This is a genomic window from Streptomyces sp. NPDC034099 (genome assembly GCF_055575415.1).
Genome location: NZ_JBVISR010000017.1, coordinates 75,291 through 92,818, shown reverse-complemented (window position 1 = coordinate 92,818; position 17,528 = coordinate 75,291). Strand labels below are relative to the sequence as shown.

The following is a 17,528-nucleotide window of genomic DNA, read 5'->3' as shown; positions in this document are numbered from 1 at the left end:
GGTGTCCGGGGGCCGCACCGTGCTCCCGGGCACCGGGCGGTCGCCGTCCCGGGCCGCGCGGGGCCCGGGACGGCCCTTCTCATCGGGTCCCGGACCGCTTGGCGGTGACGGCCGCCCATCGTTCGAGGACTCCGGCCGCGGCACCGGAGTCGATGGCCTCGCGAGCCCGGGCCACTCCCTCCGCGAGCCGTTCCGTCAGCGGTGCGGACGAGGGGCTCAGGGCGGCCAGGCCGGCCGCCGCGGACAGCAGCACCGCGTCACGGACCGGCCCCCTCACCCCGTCGAGGACCTCGTGGGCCACCCGGGCGTTGTGACGTCGGTCGCCGCCGCGCAGTTCCTCGGGGAGGGCGAACCGGAACCCGAGATCACGCGGGTCGAAGACCTCTTCCCGCGCCTCGCCCCGATGGACCGTCCACACCCGGGACGTCGTCGTCACGGTCAGCTCGTCCATGCCGTCGTCCCCGCGGAAGACCAGGGCGGACACCCCACGCCGGGCGAGTACCCCGGCCACCGGCGCGAGGGCGTCGGCGGCGGCCACCCCGACGGCCTGCGCCGTGGGACCGGCCGGGTTGCACAGCGGACCGAGGAGGTTGAACACGGTGCGCACCCCCAACTCCCTCCGGGGCGCCGAGGCGTGCCGCAGGGCCGGATGGAAGACGGGCGCGAAGCAGAACGTGATGCCCGCCTCGTCGGCGACCTCCGCCACCTCGTGCACCGGCAGGTCGAGCACCACCCCCAGTTCCTCCAGCACGTCCGCCGACCCGCAGGACGACGAGGCCGAACGGTTCCCGTGCTTGACGACCCGGGCGCCCGCCCCCGCCGCGACGATCGCCGACATGGTGGAGATGTTCACGCTGTGGGAGCCGTCACCGCCGGTGCCCACGATGTCCAGCGACGGGCCGGTCGTCGGCAGGGGCAGCGCATGCCGGAGCATCGCCCGGGTCAGCCCCTCGACCTCCTCGGCCGTCTCGCCCTTGGCCCGCAGCGCCACCAGGAGCCCGGCCAGCGCGGCCGGGCCCACCTCGCCCGCCATGATCCGTTCCATCGCCCAGTCGGTCTCGTCCGAGGCGAGGTCCCGCCCGTCCAGCAGCGTGTCGATCAGAGCGGCCCATTCGCGAGCCCTCGGCCGTGCGGTCACGGAATTCCCCCTCGTCGGCGCTGAATTCATGCCGTCGTCCATTGTCGGGAAACGCGACGCCGTACGGCAGACCAATCACGAATGACCCGTGCGGTCCAAACACAGAACCGGAACACGACGCACCGGAGAGGAAGATGAATGGCACTGCACTTATCGGTGCCGGTTTCGCGAAATTCCGGCGAATCCCTCACCGCACAGATACAACGGTTCATCAAACAGGAGATCCAGCGGGGCACCCTCCACCCCGGCACCCGGCTGCCGCCCAGCCGGTGGCTCGCGACGGACCTCAAGGTCTCGCGCAGCGTGGTGGTCGAGGCGTACGCGCAACTGGCCGCGGAGGGCTACCTGGAGGCGGCCCGCGGCGCCGGCACCCGGGTGCGGGGCCATCTCTCGCCCGAGACGGTGGTACCGGCGCTGCTCGACGAGGGCCCCGTCCCGCCGATGCGCTGGGACCTGCGTCCGGGCAGCCACAACGCCCCGGGGCTGCCCCGCCGCGAGTGGCTCACCGCCTACCAGCGCGCCCTGAGCGCCCCGCGCCCCCGCGGGACGACGTATCCGTACCTGGCCGGTGAGCCGGAACTGCGGGGTGAGCTCGCCCGCCATCTCGGCCGGCTGCGCGGGGTCTCGGCCACCCCGACCGGCGTCCTGGTGGTCAGCGGATTCGCTCAGGCCCTGACCCTGTTGTGCGCCGCGCTCCCGGCGACCGGCATCACCGAGCTGGCGGTGGAGGACCCCTGCCATCCCGGGCAGCGCCGCTTCGTACGGGACAGCGGACTGCGCGTGGTCCCGGTGCCGGTGGACGACGAGGGGATCGACGTCGACGCCCTCGCCGCGACCTCCGCGCGGGCCGTCCTCGTCACCCCGGCGCACCAGTTTCCCACCGGAGCGGTGCTCTCGGCCGCCCGGCGCGAGGCACTCGTACGCTGGGCACGGGCCGTCGACGGGTGGATCGTGGAGGACGACTACGACGGAGGGCTCTGGTACGACGACCGCGTCCCGCGGCCCCTGGCACTGCAACGCCTGGCCCCCGAACGGGTCGTCTACGCCGGCACCGCCAGCAAACTCCTCGACCCCGGGCTGCGGCTGGGCTGGCTCACCGCGCCCGAGGACCTGCTGCACCGCCTGTTGCACGTCCGCGCCGGTCATGACCTGGGCACCGAGTCGTTCACCCAGCTCGCCCTGGCGGAACTGCTGCGCAGCGGGCTGCTCGACCGGTACCTGCGTCGGCTCAACCAGCGTTGCGCGGGCCGCCGGCGTGCCCTGGAGCAGGCGGTGCGCACCCATCTGCCGGGTGCGACGGTGTCCGGACCTGCCGCCGGCTTGCACGCGACCGTCCGGCTGCCGGCCCGCACCGACGAGGCGGCACTGATCGCCGGCGCGCTGCGCCGCGGAGTCCTGGTGCGCGGGGGCGCCGCGTTCGGCGCCGTGCCCCGCCGCGGCAGTCCCGCGCTCGTCGTCGGCCACGCCCATCTGCCCCGGTCGGGGATCGACGAGGCACTCCGTGAGATCGGGGCCGGGGTCAGTCCACCGGGACCGGCCTCCGGGCGCCGGTGAGGAAGTTCTCGAACAGACGCAGCCCGCCCGTGGTCATGATGCTCTCCGGATGGAACTGCACCCCGGCCACCGGCAGCGACCGGTGCCGCAGCCCCATGACGTATCCGTGGTCGACGGCGACCGCGGTGGTCACCAGGGGCTCCGGCAACGGCTCCGCCGCCACCAGCGAGTGGTAGCGGGTGGCTTCCAGCGTGTTGCCGAGCCCCGCGAACAGGCCCGCCCCGTCGTGGCGGACGACGCTGGTACGGCCGTGCATCACCTGCTGGGCGACCTCGATCCGCCCGCCGTACGCCAGGGCGATCGCCTGATGCCCCAGACAGACGCCGAGCACCGGGACGCTTCCGGCGAAGCGGTGGACCAGCTCCACGTGGCCGGAGTCGGCGGGATGGCCGGGGCCCGGGCCGAGCACCACCGCGTCGGGCCCGAGGGCCGCCAGTTCGTCCGGTGTCCGGGTACCTGAGCGCACGACCCGGGTCTCCGCCCCCAGTGTGCGCAGGTATTGGTCGATGACGTGCACGAAGCTGTCGTACGCGTCGATGAGCAGCACCTTCACGGCAGCAATTCCTCCCCGGTGAGCGCCCAGTGGGCCGCACCCATCTTGGCCAGCGTCTCCTGCCACTCCGCCTCGGGCGCGGACTGCGCCACCAGGCCGGCGGAGCTCTGCGTGGAGTAGGTCGCGCCGTCGTACTCGACCGTTCGGATGCACAGCGCCAGTTCGCTCCACCCCCGCACGTCCACCAGCCCCAGGGCGCCCGCGTAGGCGCCCCGCGCCTCGCGTTCCAGTCCGTCGACGATCTCCATCGCCCGGAGTTTCGGCGCACCGGTCATCGTGCCGGCGGGGAAGGTGGCACGCACCGCGTCCCACACGGTGACGCCGTCGGCCAGGCGGCCCGAGACGGTGGAGACCAGATGGAAGACGTGCGAGTACGCCTCCACCTCCATCAGCCGGTCGACGGGCAGGGTGCCCGGCCGGCACACCCGGCCGATGTCGTTGCGGCACAGGTCCACCAGCATGACGTGCTCGGCCCGCTCCTTCGTGCTCTCCCGCATCTCCTTGATCCGCAGCCGGTTGTCCTCGTCGTCCGCGCCGCGCCGGGCGGTACCCGCGATCGGGCGCATCGTGATCCGTCCCCCCTCGATCCGGAAGAACAGCTCGGGGCTCGCCCCGATCAGCACCGTGTCGCCGCGCGGAGCCAGGTACATGTACGGCGAGGGGTTGCGCGACCGCAGCCGCCGGTAGAGGTCCACCGGCGTCAACTCGCTGCGGACGTCGATGCGGTGGCCGATCTGGATCTGGTAGATGTCGCCGACCCGGATGTGCTCCAGGCAGCGACCCGCCCACTCCAGGAACGTCTCGCGGTCCAGGCTGTCACGCACCGAACGGGGCTCGGGCGCGGGCGGCACGGGGGCCGGCGGCCGCCCGGTCAGCCGTGCCGCGAGCCGCGCGAACCCGGGGCCGGACCCGGCGTCGAGCACGTCGCTCTCGGCCCGCAGCTCCCGGACCTCGCCGGCCTCGCGGTCGTAGCACACCGTGTGCCGGAACAGCGCGAGCGTGATGTCCGGACCGCGTGGAGCCTTGGTGCGGGGACCGAGCCGGTCCATGTGCCAGGTCGACTCGTACGCCAGACTGGTCAGGAACCCGAAGGCGAACTCGTCCGGCGGCACGTCGCAGTCCACGGCGAACACGTCGCGCCGCACGGTGTCCAGGAAGGCCCACAACAGGTCCGGGTGCTCGGCCCGGAGCGCGAGTACCGCGCCGTCGGCCTCCGCCGCCGCGGGGTCGGCACAGCGGGTCAGCCCGACGCCGACCGCGAGGTCCAGCAGCGCGTCGACGAGTACCGGCTCCCCGGTCACCCGCACGACCACGGCGGTCTCCGAGTCCGCCAGGACCCGCACCTCCAGCAGCCGCCCGCACCCGAGGAAGGCCCGGTCGGGAGCCTGGCCCGGACCCGATGCGTTCTCCAGGAGGAAGACGTCGTCCGCGGAGCGCGTGCGAAGCAGTTCCTCGTAGAGATCGACCGGGTCGTGGATCGGCAGGGCCACTTTCGTGACTCGTACGTGAACGGGTGCGCTGCGCGCCATTCTTCGTCCCCCTCGGTTCGCGGTGCCGGTGGACAGCGAATCAAGAAGCGCGTGCGGACGGCCAGACCAATTCCGTCGTGCGCGGCCGGTCCAACTCCGCATGCGCTTGACGGAAATGCGGCCGGCGATTGAAGTGAGATCTCCGGTACGTGGCCGAGGAAAACCGAGGGAGCCGAAATGGCGTCGGAACACGGAACAGGTCCGCGACCGGCGGCCGAACAGCAGCCGGAGTGGCCCGACCCGGAGCGGCTGCGTGAGGCCACCGGAAAGCTGGCCGCGGCGCCGCCGCTGGTCTTCCCCGCGGAGTGCGAGACACTGCGCACGCGGCTCGCCGCGGTCGCCCGGGGCGAGGCCCTGCTGCTCCAGGGCGGTGACTGCGCGGAGACGTTCGCCACCGCGACACAGGAGTCGGTCGCCGGCAAGCTGCGCACCCTGCTGCAGATGGCGGTGGTCCTGGCGCACGGCGCGTCGCTGCCCGTGGTCAAGGTCGGCCGTATGGCCGGACAGTTCGCCAAGCCCCGGTCCCAGGCGTTCGAGGAGCGGGACGGCGTGCGACTGCCGTCGTACCGCGGGGACGCGGTCAACGCGCCGGGCTTCTCGGCGAGCGAGCGTACCCCCGATCCGGCCCGGATGCTGCGGATGTACGAGACGTCGTCGACCACGCTCAACCTGGTGCGGGCGCTGACGACCGGTGGCTTCGCCGATCTGGCGCAGGTGCACGAGTGGAACCGCGCCTTCGTCGCCGCCGCGCCCAGCGGGTGGCGCTACGAGCGCCTGGCCGACGAGATCCAGCGGGCGCTCGCCTTCCTGCGCGCCTGCGGCGGCGACACCCGCACCCTGGCCACGGCCGAGTTCCACGTCAGCCACGAGGCGCTGCTGCTCGACTACGAGCGGGCGCTGACCCGCACCGATCCGCAGACCGGCAGGAGCTACGGCACCAGCGGCCATCTGCTGTGGGTGGGGGAACGCACCCGCAGGCCCGACGGCGCGCACATCGACTACGCGGCCGGCATCCGCAACCCGGTCGCCGTCAAGCTGGGTCCGAACGTGACGGCGGACACGGTCCTGCGGTACGTCGACCGGCTCGACCCGGACCGGGAGCCGGGCCGGCTGACCTTCGTCGTCCGGATGGGAGCGGAGCGGGTCCGGGATCTGCTGACACCGCTGGTGGAGAAGGTCGGCGCGGAGGGCGCCCTCGTCTGCTGGGTCTGCGACCCGATGCACGGGAACACCTTCGTCGCACCGAGCGGTCACAAGACCCGGCACTTCGACGCGATCGCCGACGAGGTCCGGGGCTTCGTTGAGGTGCACCGCGCCCTCGGCACCCATCCCGGAGGCGTCCACCTGGAGCTCACCGGGGACGACGTCACCGAGTGCCTGGGCGGAAGCAGCACCGTCGGCCTCGACCACCTGCCGTACCGGTACGAGACGGCGTGCGATCCACGCCTCAACCACGCACAGGCGCTGGACCTGGCCTTCCTGCTCGCGGAGTGGTACCGCGCGGGCTGAGCCCGCCCGCCGGGGCGCCCCCTCGGCCGAGCCGACGGCCGCGTCGGCCGGCCGCAGGGGGCGCGATGCTGCTCAGTTTCCTCTCAGCCGCTCCCGGGCCGCCATCAGTGCGAAGCCCAGCAGGTTCGGCCCCCGCCAGCGCTCCGGGTCCCGCGCCGCCTCGTCGTCCGCGGCCAGGCCGATGCCCCACACCCGGTCCACGGGGCTCGCTTCCACCAGCACCCTCTCGCCCGTGTTCAGCAGGAACGCCCGCAGCGCCGGGTCCGAGTCGAACTTGTGGACGCTGCCCTCCACCACGATCCGCGAGCGCTCCCGCTCCCACACCGCCTCGTCGAAACCGCGCACGAGCCGGCCCGCCTTCTTCGCCCCGGCGGGGTGAGCGGCCGCCAGCACCCGCCGTTCGGCCTCCGCGTCCTCGAAGAGTCGGGCCTTGCCCGCCATCATCCAGTGCTCGGCCGTCGCGTACTCCACCCCGGCCACGGTGAACGGCGACGGCCACCACTGGCTCAGACAGCCCGGCCCGAGCCTACCGTCCGGGAGCGGCCGGTGCCCCCAGAAGCACAGGTACTTGATCCGCGCGCCCGCCCGGACCCGCGCCACCAGCGCTTCCCTGCTGTCGATGCCCTCCACGGCCCTCCGGACCGCCCCCGTGATCTTGTCCATGCATGCGAGTGTGGCACGCGCCACTGACACTCCGTCCGTCCTTTTCCGTGGCGACTCGACACCTGGTCGACAGATTCCGTCGCGTAACCAAATGGCAACAACGGAATCACTTGTTGGGGGCCTAGTGCTCTGTCAGGATCGGCACTCACATCGAGCCTGAGCCACGCCGGCCCCCGCCACGGGGAGACCGAGGAGAGCCGACATGCACAACCCGGGCAACGCCACCCCGGACCGATTCCCGGCCCAGGACCGCTTCGCGGACGGGGCCCAGTACATCGCGGGCCGTCTGACCCAGGGCACCTCCGGACGGACGCACACCGTCGTCGACCCGGCGACCGGCGCGGACGTCCTGACCTACGAACTCGCCGGTCCCGACGACGTCGACGCGGCCGTCGCCGCCGCGCGGGAGGCGTTCCCCGGCTGGGCCGGCGCCACCCCGGGCGAGCGCTCCGACGCCCTGCACCGGTTCGCCGCCGTCCTCGCCGACCGCGCCGAGGACTTCGCCCGCGCGGAGTCGCTGCAGTGCGGCAAGCCGCTGAAGCTGACCCGTGAGTTCGACGTGCCGGGCACGGTCGACAACGCGGCCTTCTTCGCCGGCGCCGCCCGCCTCCTCCAGGGCCAGTCGGCGGGGGAGTACTCCGGCGACCACACCTCGTACGTGCGGCGCGAGCCGATCGGCGTGGTCGGGTCCATCGCGCCCTGGAACTACCCGCTCCAGATGGCCGCCTGGAAGATCCTGCCGGCCATCGCCGCGGGCAACACCGTCGTGCTGAAGCCCGCCGAGATCACCCCGCTCACCTCCCTGATGTTCGCCCAGGCGGCGACCCGGGCCGGCATCCCCGACGGCGTGATCAACATCGTCAGCGGCACCGGACGGGAGGCCGGCGAGCACCTCGTCGCCCACCCCGATGTCGCCATGACCTCCTTCACCGGGTCCACCGCCGTCGGCAAGCGCGTCGCCGAGGTCGCCACCGCCACCGTCAAACGCCTCCACCTGGAGCTGGGCGGCAAGGCGCCCTTCCTCGTCTTCGACGACGCCGACCTGGACGCCGCCGTCCACGGCGCGGTCGCGGGCGCGCTCATCAACACCGGCCAGGACTGCACGGCCGCCACGCGCGCGTACGTGCAGCAGCCCCTGTACGAGGCGTTCGTCGAGCAGACCGCCGCCCTCATGGACACCGTCCGCGTCGGCGACCCCTTCGCCCCCGGCACCGACCTCGGCCCGCTGGTCAGCCACGTCCAGCGCGACCGCGTCGCCGGGTTCGTCGACCGGGCCCGCTCCTACGCGCGCGTGGTGTGCGGCGGCGAGGCACCGCAGGGCGATCTCAAGGAGGGCGCCTACTACCGGCCCACCCTGATCGCGGACGCCGCCCAGGACAGCGAGGCCGTCCAGTCCGAGATCTTCGGTCCCGTCCTGGTGGTGCTGCCCTTCGACACCGACGACGAGGGCATCCGGCTGGCCAACGACACGCCGTACGGACTCGCCGCCTCCGCCTGGAGCCGGGACGTGTACCGCGCGAACCGCGCCACCCGCGAGATCAAGGCGGGCTGCGTGTGGATCAACGACCACATCCCGATCATCAGCGAGATGCCGCACGGCGGGTACAAGGCGTCCGGCTTCGGCAAGGACATGTCCGCCTACTCCTTCGAGGAGTACACGCAGGTCAAGCACGTCATGTTCGACAACACCGCGGTGGCGGCCAAGGACTGGCACCGCACCGTCTTCGGGGACCGATAGCCATCACGCCAGGCCGCCGACCACGGCCGACCCACCCGAAAGGGCAACCACGCGCATGGAGCAGTACGAGCCAGACCGCCTGTCCCCGGCCCAAGTGGCCGCCACGCGGCGCAGTCTCAGGAGCGGCAGGGCCGCCCTCACCCGCCGTTCGCTGCTGCGCGCCTCCACGGGCGGCGCGCTCGCCGTCGGCGGTCTCGGCCTCCTGACCGGCTGCGGCATCCCGGCGGCCGGCAAGACCGAGGGCGGCGTCTCCGCCGAGGACCACTCCAAGGAGGAGAAGCAGGTCCGCTTCTCCAACTGGACCGAGTACATGGACGTGGACGAGAGCGGCCGCCGGCACCCGACGCTGGAGGCGTTCACCCAGCGCACCGGCGTCAAGGTCACCTACACCGAGGACATCAACGACAACAGCGAGTTCTTCGGCAAGATCCAGCCGCAGCTCGCCGCGGGCCAGGAGACCGGCCGCGACATCATCGTCCTCACCGACTGGCTGGCCGCCCGCCTGATCCGGCTCGGCTGGGTCCAGAAACTGGACCCGGCCAACCTGCCGCACGCCTTCGCCAACCTGTCGCCCCAGTTCCGCAGCCCCGACTGGGACCCCGGCCGGGCCTACTCCTACCCGTGGCAGGGCATCTCGACCGTCATCGCCTACAACAAGAAGGCCCTGGACGGCATCGAGGTCAGGACGGTCTCCGACCTGCTCGACAACCCGAAGCTCAAGGGCCGGGTCGGCTTCCTCACCGAGATGCGCGACACCATGGGCATGACGCTGCTCGACATGGGCAAGGACCCGGCCCGCTTCGCCGACGACGACTACGACGCCGCGGTCGCCCGGCTCCAGAAGGGCGTCGACCGCGGTCAGATACGCCGCTTCACCGGCAACGACTACACGTCCGACCTCAGCAAGGGCGACTTCGCGGCCTGTCTGGCCTGGGCCGGTGACGTGGTCCAGCTCAAGGCGGACAACCCGGACATCGACTTCGTCATCCCGGACAGCGGCTACGTCACGTCGAGCGACAACATGCTGATCCCCAACAAGGCACGGCACAAGACGAACGCCGAACGGCTCATCGACTACTACTACGAGCCGGGACCGGCCGCGGAACTCGCCGCCTACATCAACTTCGTCTGCCCGGTCGACGGCGTGAAGGACGACCTGGCGAAGATCGACGAGGACGCGGCGAACAACCCGCTGATCCTTCCCGACAAGGCCATGCAGGCCAAGTCGCACTCCTTCCGCTCCCTGAGCGCGAAGGAAGAGACGGCATACGAAGCCAAGTTCGCGAAGCTCACCGGGGCGTGACGACGATGACGACGCATACGACGAAGAACCAGACGGACGGCGGCGGCGACGTCCGCCTGGCCGGCATCACCAAGACCTACGGCTCCTTCACCGCCGTGCACCCGCTCGACCTGACCGTGCCCCAGGGCTCCTTCTTCGCCCTGCTCGGCGCCTCCGGCTGCGGCAAGACCACCACCCTGCGCATGATCGCCGGACTGGAGGAGCCGAGCGGCGGCACCGTCCACCTCGGCGACCAGGACGTGACCGCGCTGCCGCCCTACAAACGGCCGGTCAACACGGTCTTCCAGTCCTACGCCCTCTTCCCGCACCTCGACATCTACGAGAACGTCGCCTTCGGTCTGCGCCGGCGCGGCATCAAGAGCGTGAAGAAGCAGGTCGGGGAGATGCTCGACCTGGTGCAGCTCGGCGAGCAGGCGCGCAAGAAGCCGCACCAGCTCTCCGGCGGCCAGCAGCAGCGCGTCGCGGTCGCCCGCGCCCTGATCAACCACCCCAAGGTGCTGCTCCTCGACGAACCCCTCGGCGCCCTCGACCTCAAGCTGCGCCGCCAGATGCAGCTGGAGCTCAAGCGCATCCAGACGGAGGTCGGCATCACCTTCGTGCACGTCACCCACGACCAGGAGGAGGCCATGACGATGGCCGACCAGGTCGCCGTGATGAACGCGGGCCGCGTCGAGCAACTGGGCGCCCCCGCCGACCTGTACGAGAACCCGAGGACCACCTTCGTCGCCAACTTCCTGGGCACCTCCAACCTCATCGAGGCCGAGGTCGACACCCGCAGCGGCGACGACGTCGTCGTGAAGGCGGCCGGTGACAAGCTGGTGCTGCCCGGCGCCCGGTGTTCCGCGCCGGCGAAGGCGGGCGACAAGATCCTGGTCGGGGTCCGCCCCGAGAAGATCAGCCTCACCCACGCCGACGACGCGGGCTCCGTCCCCGAGGGCCGCAACCGCATCACCGGCAGGATCGGCAGCACCAGTTTCATCGGCGTCTCCACCCAGTACGTGATCGACTGCGCCGCCTGCCCCGAGTTCGAGGTCTACGCGCAGAACATCGACCGCGACGCCCGCCTCGCGCCCGGCGCCGAGGTCGTCCTGCACTGGAACCCGGCGCACACCTTCGGGCTCGACGCGGACCAGGACATCGACGCCGGTGTGGCCGAGGGCGAGGCCGCCTGATGTCCACCCTCACCGAGGCGCCACCGCCGCTGAGCCCGGCCGCGCCCGAGCAGAAGCCCCCGCGCAAGAGGGGCCGCTGGACGCCGTACTGGCTGCTGCTGCCCGGCATCCTCTGGCTGGTCGTCTTCTTCGCGGCGCCGATGGTCTACCAGGCCTCGACCTCCGTGCAGACGGGCTCGCTGGAGGAGGGCTACAAGGTCACCTGGCACTTCGTGACCTACTGGGACGCGGTGTCCGAGTACTGGCCGCAGTTCCTGCGCTCGGTCGCCTACGCCGCCTCCGCGACCGTGCTGTGCCTGCTGCTCGGCTACCCGCTCGCGTACCTCATCGCCTTCCGCGCGGGACGCTGGCGGAACCTGATCATGATCCTGGTGATCGCGCCCTTCTTCACCAGCTTCCTGATCCGCACCCTGGCCTGGAAGACGATCCTCGCGGACGGCGGGCCGGTGGTCGGCGCCCTGAACACGCTGCACGTCCTGGACGTGACCAGCTGGCTGGGCTGGACGTCCGGCGACCGCGTGCTGGCCACCCCGCTCGCGGTGGTCTGCGGTCTGACGTACAACTTCCTGCCCTTCATGATCCTGCCGCTCTACACCTCCCTGGAGCGCATCGACGGCCGGCTGCACGAGGCGGCGGGGGACCTGTACGCGAAGCCGTCGACGGTCTTCCGCAGGGTCACCTTCCCGCTGTCGATGCCGGGCGTCGTCTCCGGCACCCTGCTGACCTTCATCCCGGCCACCGGCGACTACGTCAACGCCTCCCTGCTGGGCTCGGCCGACACCGGAATGATCGGAAACGTCATCCAGTCCCAGTTCCTCAGGGTGCTGGACTATCCGACGGCGGCCGCGCTCTCGTTCGTCCTCATGGCCGCGATTCTCGCCATGGTCACCTTCTACATCCGCAGGTCCGGAACGGAGGATCTCGTTTAAATGGCCTTCGTCACCTCCTCCAAGAACTGGCTCAAACGCCATCTGGTCGTGATCGCCGGACTGCTGACGCTCGCGTATCTGCTGCTGCCCAATGTCGTCGTCACGGTGTTCTCGTTCAACAAACCGAACGGGCGCTTCAACTACGAATGGCAGCAGTTCTCCACGGACGCCTGGAAGGACCCGTGCGGAGTCGCCGGGCTGTGCGGTTCCCTCTCGCTCAGCCTCCAGATCGCCCTCTGGGCGACACTGGGCGCCACCGCGCTCGGCACCGCGATCGCCTTCGCGCTGGTCCGCTACCGTTTCCGCGCGCGCGGCGCGATCAACTCGCTGATCTTCCTGCCGATGGCGATGCCCGAGGTCGTGATGGCCGCCTCGCTGCTCACCCTCTTCCTCAACATGGGTGCTCAGCTCGGCTTCTGGACGATCCTGATCGCCCACATCATGTTCTGCCTCAGCTTCGTCGTGACGGCCGTCAAGGCGCGTGTGATGTCGATGGACCCGCGGCTGGAGCAGGCGGCGCAGGACCTGTACGCCGGCCCCTTCCAGACCTTCGTCCGGGTCACGCTGCCGATCGCCGCCCCCGGCATCGCGGCCGGCGCGCTGCTCGCCTTCGCGCTGTCCTTCGACGATTTCATCATCACCAATTTCAACGCGGGCTCGACCGTGACCTTCCCCATGTTCGTCTGGGGATCGGCCCAGCGCGGAACGCCCGTCCAGATCAATGTCATCGGTACGGCCATGTTCGTCATCGCCGTACTGTTCGTCCTGGCCTCCATGGTCATCGGCAACCGCCGGAATCGCCGCAAGGCATAAAGCGCATCAGCTGTATTCGTAGGGAGTTGAAATCATGGCCCCTAGCGCCATGAGCCGCAGCAACGACTGGACGAAATCCCTCTCCGACGCCCAGCCGGTCCCGTACTGGCTGGACGACCCCGGACGCCCCCGCCCCGAGGCCGCCCTCACCGGCGCCGAGACCTGCGACCTGCTGGTCGTCGGCGGTGGCTACAGCGGACTGTGGACCGCGCTGATCGCCAAGGAGCGCGACCCGGGGCGGGACGTGGTGCTGCTGGAGGGCCGCGAGGTGGGCTGGGCCGCCTCCGGCCGCAACGGCGGCTTCTGCGCCGCCTCCCTCACCCACGGTCTGTCCAACGGCCTCACCCGCTGGCCGGACGAAATCCACCAGCTGGAGCGGCTGGGCGCCCGAAACCTCGACGCCATCGAGGAGGCGGTCGCCCGCCACGGCCTCGACTGCGACTTCGAACGCACCGGCGAGATCGACGTCGCCACCGAGCCCTACCAGGCCCGCGAACTCGAGGAGTGGTACGAGGAGCTGCGCGGCAAGGGCCTCGCCGAGGGCATCGAGTACCTGGACGCCGAGGCCGTACGGGACCAGGTCGACTCCCCGACCTTCCGGGCCGGCCTGTGGGACCGGCGGGGCGTGGCGATGGTCCACCCCGCCAAGCTGGCCTGGGGCCTCAAGCGCGCCTGCCTCGCCCTCGGGGTGCGCGTGTACGAGCACACCCCGGCGCTCACCCTCAAGCCGTACGGCGCCGGGATGGCCGTACGCACCCCGTACGGCGGGGTCCGCGCCCGCACGGTCGCGCTCGGCACCAACATCTTCCCGAACCTCGTCCGCAGGGTCCGCCCGTACACCGTCCCGGTCTACGACTACGCCCTGATGACCGAGCCGCTCACCGACGCGCAGCTCGCCTCCGTCGGCTGGAAGAACCGGCAGGGCCTCGGGGACAGCGCCAACCAGTTCCACTACTTCCGCCTCTCCGCCGACCACCGGATCCTGTGGGGCGGCTACGACGCCGTCTACCCGTACGGCGGCCGGGTGCGCGCCGAGTACGACGACCGCCCCGAGACCTACGCCAAGCTCGCCGGGCACTTCTTCACCTGCTTCCCGCAGCTGGAGGGCGTCCGCTTCACCCACGCCTGGGGCGGCGCCATCGACACCTGCTCGCGCTTCTCGGCGTTCTTCGGCACCGCGCACCAGGGCAAGGTGGCGTACGCGGCCGGGTACACCGGCCTCGGCGTGGGCGCCACCCGGTTCGGCGCCGAGGTGATGCTCGACCTGCTGGCGGGGGAGCGCACCGAGCGCACCGAGCTGGAGATGGTGCGCAGGAAGCCGCTGCCGTTCCCGCCCGAGCCCTTCGCCTGGACCGGCATCGCGCTCACCAAGTGGTCGCTGGCCCGCGCGGACGCGCAGGGCGGCCGGCGCAACCTGTGGCTGCGGACAATGGACCGCCTGGGCCTCGGCTTCGACAGCTGAGCAGGGCCGGTGAGCGGGCGTGTGACCCGGTTCACCCCAACGAGGCACGACAACCCGCGTAATGCTGCCGGGAGACCCCCCTCTCCCTCGTGACGCACCCCGCGTCGACGAGTGAAAGGGAGGTTTCACATGCCTGGTGCGAAGACGGCGGTCGCGTGGCTGGCATCCGTCGCACCGGATCCCGAGTCCTGCCGCCGGGACTGGGAGCGCGATCCTTCGGGCGTCGCGCTGCTGCCCGCCGGCAAGGCCTGGGACGTGCTCATCCTGCCGAGCAGGCTCGGCTATCCGACCCTGGACGTGCTCTCCCGCGTCCTGGACCAGCCAGGGCCGGTGCTCGCCGACTTCGGCGACGCGCGCACGGGCTTCTTCGTGCCGGCCGGCACGGCGGCCCGCTGGGTCGGCACCGGCATCCGGACCGCCGGGCTCGGCACCTGGATCGTGGTGCCGTACCCCGGCGGACTGTCGTCCGGAGGCACCCGCTGGCTGATCCCGCCGGACGGGACCGGCACCCTCACCGACCCCTCGCTCCTGGAGCTGGCGATGCACGAGGCGGCTGCGGCTCTCGCGGTGGAGGGGGACGAGGGGTAACGGGCGGCGAGGTGCGCAAGGGGTTGACAACAGAATTGGTCTGGACCAAATTGGGCGCGCTCCACCCTCCCCATCTCCCCCATGTCCGGAGGCACTTGTGGAACGCGCACGTGTGGAACACGCCAGACCGCTGGCCCGTCGCCCCCTCGTCACCCTGCTCACGGCCGCGGCCCTCGCCGTGTCCGGCCTGACCGCGCTCACGTCGGCCGCCCGTGCGGCCGACGCGGACCTCGCCCGCAACGGCGGTTTCGAGTCCGCGCTCGACGGCTGGACCTGTACCGCGGGCACCACCGTGACCTCACCCGTCCACAGCGGCACGACGGCCCTGAAGGCCACCCCGGCCGGGGCCGACAACGCCCGCTGCGCGCAGACGGTGTCCGTCAAACCGGACTCCCAGTACACGCTCTCCGGATACGTCCAGGGCACCTACGTCTACCTCGGCGCGAGCGGCACCGGCACCACCGACGTCTCCACCTGGGCCCAGTCGGCCCCCGGCTGGCAGCAGCTCACCACCACGTTCCGCACCGGCCCGTCGACCACCAAGGTCACCGTCTACACCCACGGCTGGTACGGCACCGGCGCCTACCACGCCGACGACATCTCCCTCACCGGCCCGGGCGGCGAGACCGGCCGGCCCCCGGCGGCCCCCGGCGGCCTGAAGGCCGGCTCGGTGACCTCCTCCAGCGTCGCCCTGTCCTGGTCACCGGTGCCGGGCGCGACGGGATACGCCGTCTACCGTGACGGCGCCAAGGTCGCCACCGTCACCGGCACCTCCACCACCGTGACCGGACTGACCCCCTCGACGGCGTACTCCTTCCAGGTGACGGCGGTCAACGACGCGGGCGAGTCGGCGCGTTCGGCCACGGTCACGGCGACCACCGCCCAGCGCCCGGACGACGGCGGCGGCTCCTCCGACCTCCCGGCCCACGCCCTGGTCGGCTACCTCCACGCGAGCTTCGCCAACGGCTCCGGCTACACGCGCATGGCCGACGTGCCCGACAGCTGGGACGTCATCGACCTGGCCTTCGGCGAGCCCACCTCGGTCACCTCCGGCGACATCCGCTTCGAGCGCTGCCCGGTCACGGAGTGCCCGAACGTGGAGAGCGACGCCGAGTTCAAGGCCGCGATCAAGGCCAAGCAGGCCGCCGGCAAGAAGGTGCTGATCTCCATCGGCGGCCAGAACGGCCAGGTGCAGCTCACCACCACCGCCGCCCGCGACAGGTTCGTCTCCTCCGTCTCCGCGATCATCGACGAGTACGGCCTGGACGGCCTCGACATCGACTTCGAGGGCCACTCCCTCTCGCTGAACGCCGACGACACGGATTTCAAGAACCCGAAGACCCCCGTCGTCGTCAACCTCATCTCGGCCGTGAAGACCCTGAAGGCCAAGTACGGCGACGGCTTCGTGCTGACCATGGCCCCGGAGACCTTCTTCGTCCAGCTCGGCTACCAGTACTACGGCACCGGCAAGTGGGGCGGCCAGGACCCGCGGGCCGGGGCCTACCTGCCCGTCATCCACGCCCTGCGCGACGATCTGACTCTGCTGCACGTCCAGGACTACAACTCCGGCCCGATCATGGGCCTCGACAACCAGTACCACTCCATGGGCGGCGCCGACTTCCACATCGCCATGACCGACATGCTGCTCACCGGCTTCCCGGTCGCGGGCGACGCGAACAACGTCTTCCCGCCGCTGCGCCCCGACCAGGTCGCGATCGGCATGCCCGCCTCCACCAACGCGGGCAACGGCCACGTCTCCCCGGCCGAGGTCACCAAGACCCTGAACTGCCTGACCAGGAAGACCGACTGCGGCTCGTACGCCACCCACGGCACCTGGCCCGCCCTGCGCGGCCTGATGACCTGGTCGATCAACTGGGACCGTTACGCGAACTGGGAGTTCCAGAAGAACTTCGACGCGTACTTCGGCTGACGCCCGGCGGGGTCCGGCCGCCGCCCGGGGTCCGGCGGACCACCAGCCGGACCCCGGCCAGCAGCACCACCCCCAGGCACCAGCTCGCCACCACGTCCAGCGGCCAGTGGTAACCCCGCCGAACCAGCCCGTAGGAGGTGCCCAGCACCAGTACGGCACACAGCCCGACCAGTGCCCGGCGTGCGGCGGGTGAGCGCGGGAGCGGGACCAGCAGCAGCGTCGCCGTGCCGTACGCGACGACCGCCGTGGCGGTGTGGCCCGAGGGGTAGTAGCCGGTCGCGGGTGGCACCGCCGGAGTGCCGGGCCGGTCGGTCCACTCCTTCAGGGGGGCGACCAGCGCCGGCACCAGGACCATCGCCAGAGCCCCGGCCAGGGGCGGCAGCCACCAGAGGCCCACACCTCTGACCCGCCCGTGCCACGCCGCGTACGCCAGCGCAACGACCAGGACCGGCACCGCCACCTGCACATTCCCGAGGTCGGACAGCAGCTCGGAGAACCGGTCCGGGTGGACGAGCGCCCCGCTCAGCCGCTCGTCCACCCCGACCAGCGGGCCGTCGGCGACGACCTGCCAGGTGATCAGCGCGAACAGGAGCACGGGAAGCCCGACGAGGGCGGACAGGGCGCGTGGCGGGACGGAGACCGGCATG

General features: G+C 71.5%; 15 protein-coding genes. 10 read left to right on the top strand and 5 right to left on the bottom strand.

Annotated elements, in window-relative coordinates:
• Nucleotides 1-79 precede the first annotated feature (79 nt).
• Entirely contained in the window at nucleotides 80-1,168 is a 1,089-nt protein-coding gene (gene trpD / locus ACZ56V_RS34635; RefSeq protein ID WP_468947560.1) for an anthranilate phosphoribosyltransferase, read from the bottom strand.
• A 108-nt stretch (nucleotides 1,169-1,276) separates the two neighbouring features.
• Between trpD and pdxR the strand changes: the two genes are divergently transcribed.
• Nucleotides 1,277-2,692, top strand: a complete 1,416-nt coding sequence (gene pdxR, locus ACZ56V_RS34630) for a MocR-like pyridoxine biosynthesis transcription factor PdxR (protein ID WP_398914882.1) — start codon at nucleotides 1,277-1,279, stop codon at nucleotides 2,690-2,692.
• Here pdxR and ACZ56V_RS34625 read toward each other — a convergent pair.
• Together ACZ56V_RS34625 and ACZ56V_RS34620 are read right to left on the bottom strand one after the other, a co-directional pair.
• The gene (locus ACZ56V_RS34625) at nucleotides 2,658-3,245 is read right to left on the bottom strand and encodes an anthranilate synthase component II (RefSeq protein ID WP_398914884.1); all 588 of its coding nucleotides are present in this window, start codon (nucleotides 3,243-3,245) and stop codon (nucleotides 2,658-2,660) included. The two genes, pdxR and ACZ56V_RS34625, sit on opposite strands and share 35 nt — an antisense overlap.
• A complete protein-coding gene (locus tag ACZ56V_RS34620) occupies nucleotides 3,242-4,735 on the bottom strand; it encodes an anthranilate synthase component I family protein (RefSeq protein WP_468947558.1) in 1,494 nt (497 codons plus the stop codon). Before ACZ56V_RS34620 ends, ACZ56V_RS34625 begins: the two co-directional genes overlap by 4 nt.
• Before the next feature lie 216 nt (nucleotides 4,736-4,951).
• On the opposite strand from ACZ56V_RS34620, the gene ACZ56V_RS34615 reads away from it, so the two are divergent.
• Entirely contained in the window at nucleotides 4,952-6,283 is a 1,332-nt protein-coding gene (locus ACZ56V_RS34615; RefSeq protein ID WP_467384650.1) for a class II 3-deoxy-7-phosphoheptulonate synthase, read from the top strand.
• A gap of 72 nt (nucleotides 6,284-6,355) precedes the next feature.
• Here ACZ56V_RS34615 and ACZ56V_RS34610 read toward each other — a convergent pair whose 3' ends face one another.
• Nucleotides 6,356-6,946: an NADAR family protein gene (locus tag ACZ56V_RS34610; protein WP_467384648.1), complete on the bottom strand. Its 591-nt coding sequence runs from the start codon at nucleotides 6,944-6,946 to the stop codon at nucleotides 6,356-6,358.
• Nucleotides 6,947-7,148: 202 nt separating this feature from the next.
• Here ACZ56V_RS34610 and ACZ56V_RS34605 point away from each other — a divergent pair, with 202 nt between their 5' ends.
• The 8 genes from ACZ56V_RS34605 (at nucleotide 7,149) to ACZ56V_RS34570 (ending at nucleotide 16,881) form a co-directional block, all read left to right on the top strand.
• Nucleotides 7,149-8,684 carry a gamma-aminobutyraldehyde dehydrogenase gene (locus ACZ56V_RS34605; protein WP_467384646.1) on the top strand — a complete coding sequence of 512 codons (1,536 nt, stop codon included), beginning with the start codon at nucleotides 7,149-7,151 and terminating at the stop codon, nucleotides 8,682-8,684.
• Nucleotides 8,685-8,739: 55 nt separating this feature from the next.
• The gene (locus ACZ56V_RS34600; protein WP_468947556.1) at nucleotides 8,740-9,987 is read left to right on the top strand and encodes a polyamine ABC transporter substrate-binding protein; all 1,248 of its coding nucleotides are present in this window, start codon (nucleotides 8,740-8,742) and stop codon (nucleotides 9,985-9,987) included.
• A gap of 5 nt (nucleotides 9,988-9,992) precedes the next feature.
• On the top strand, nucleotides 9,993-11,159 hold the full coding sequence (locus ACZ56V_RS34595; protein ID WP_467384671.1) for an ABC transporter ATP-binding protein: 1,167 nt from the start codon (nucleotides 9,993-9,995) through the stop codon (nucleotides 11,157-11,159).
• On the top strand, nucleotides 11,159-12,088 hold the full coding sequence (locus ACZ56V_RS34590; protein ID WP_398914892.1) for an ABC transporter permease: 930 nt from the start codon (nucleotides 11,159-11,161) through the stop codon (nucleotides 12,086-12,088). The genes ACZ56V_RS34595 and ACZ56V_RS34590 overlap by 1 nt, the downstream gene beginning before the upstream one ends.
• On the top strand, nucleotides 12,089-12,901 hold the full coding sequence (locus ACZ56V_RS34585; RefSeq protein WP_356365749.1) for an ABC transporter permease: 813 nt from the start codon (nucleotides 12,089-12,091) through the stop codon (nucleotides 12,899-12,901). It begins immediately after the preceding gene.
• A gap of 34 nt (nucleotides 12,902-12,935) precedes the next feature.
• Nucleotides 12,936-14,363 (top strand): NAD(P)/FAD-dependent oxidoreductase, encoded by a 1,428-nt coding sequence (locus tag ACZ56V_RS34580; protein ID WP_467384641.1) that lies wholly within the window; start codon nucleotides 12,936-12,938, stop codon nucleotides 14,361-14,363.
• Between the two features lie 129 nt (nucleotides 14,364-14,492).
• A complete protein-coding gene (locus ACZ56V_RS34575; RefSeq protein ID WP_398914896.1) occupies nucleotides 14,493-14,951 on the top strand; it encodes a hypothetical protein in 459 nt (152 codons plus the stop codon).
• Nucleotides 14,952-15,063: 112 nt separating this feature from the next.
• Nucleotides 15,064-16,881: a chitinase gene (locus ACZ56V_RS34570; protein ID WP_468947554.1), complete on the top strand. Its 1,818-nt coding sequence runs from the start codon at nucleotides 15,064-15,066 to the stop codon at nucleotides 16,879-16,881.
• Here ACZ56V_RS34570 and ACZ56V_RS34565 read toward each other — a convergent pair.
• Nucleotides 16,820-17,527, bottom strand: a complete 708-nt coding sequence (locus tag ACZ56V_RS34565; protein ID WP_468947552.1) for a phosphatase PAP2 family protein — start codon at nucleotides 17,525-17,527, stop codon at nucleotides 16,820-16,822. The two genes, ACZ56V_RS34570 and ACZ56V_RS34565, sit on opposite strands and share 62 nt — an antisense overlap.
• Nucleotide 17,528: the final 1 nt, after the last annotated feature.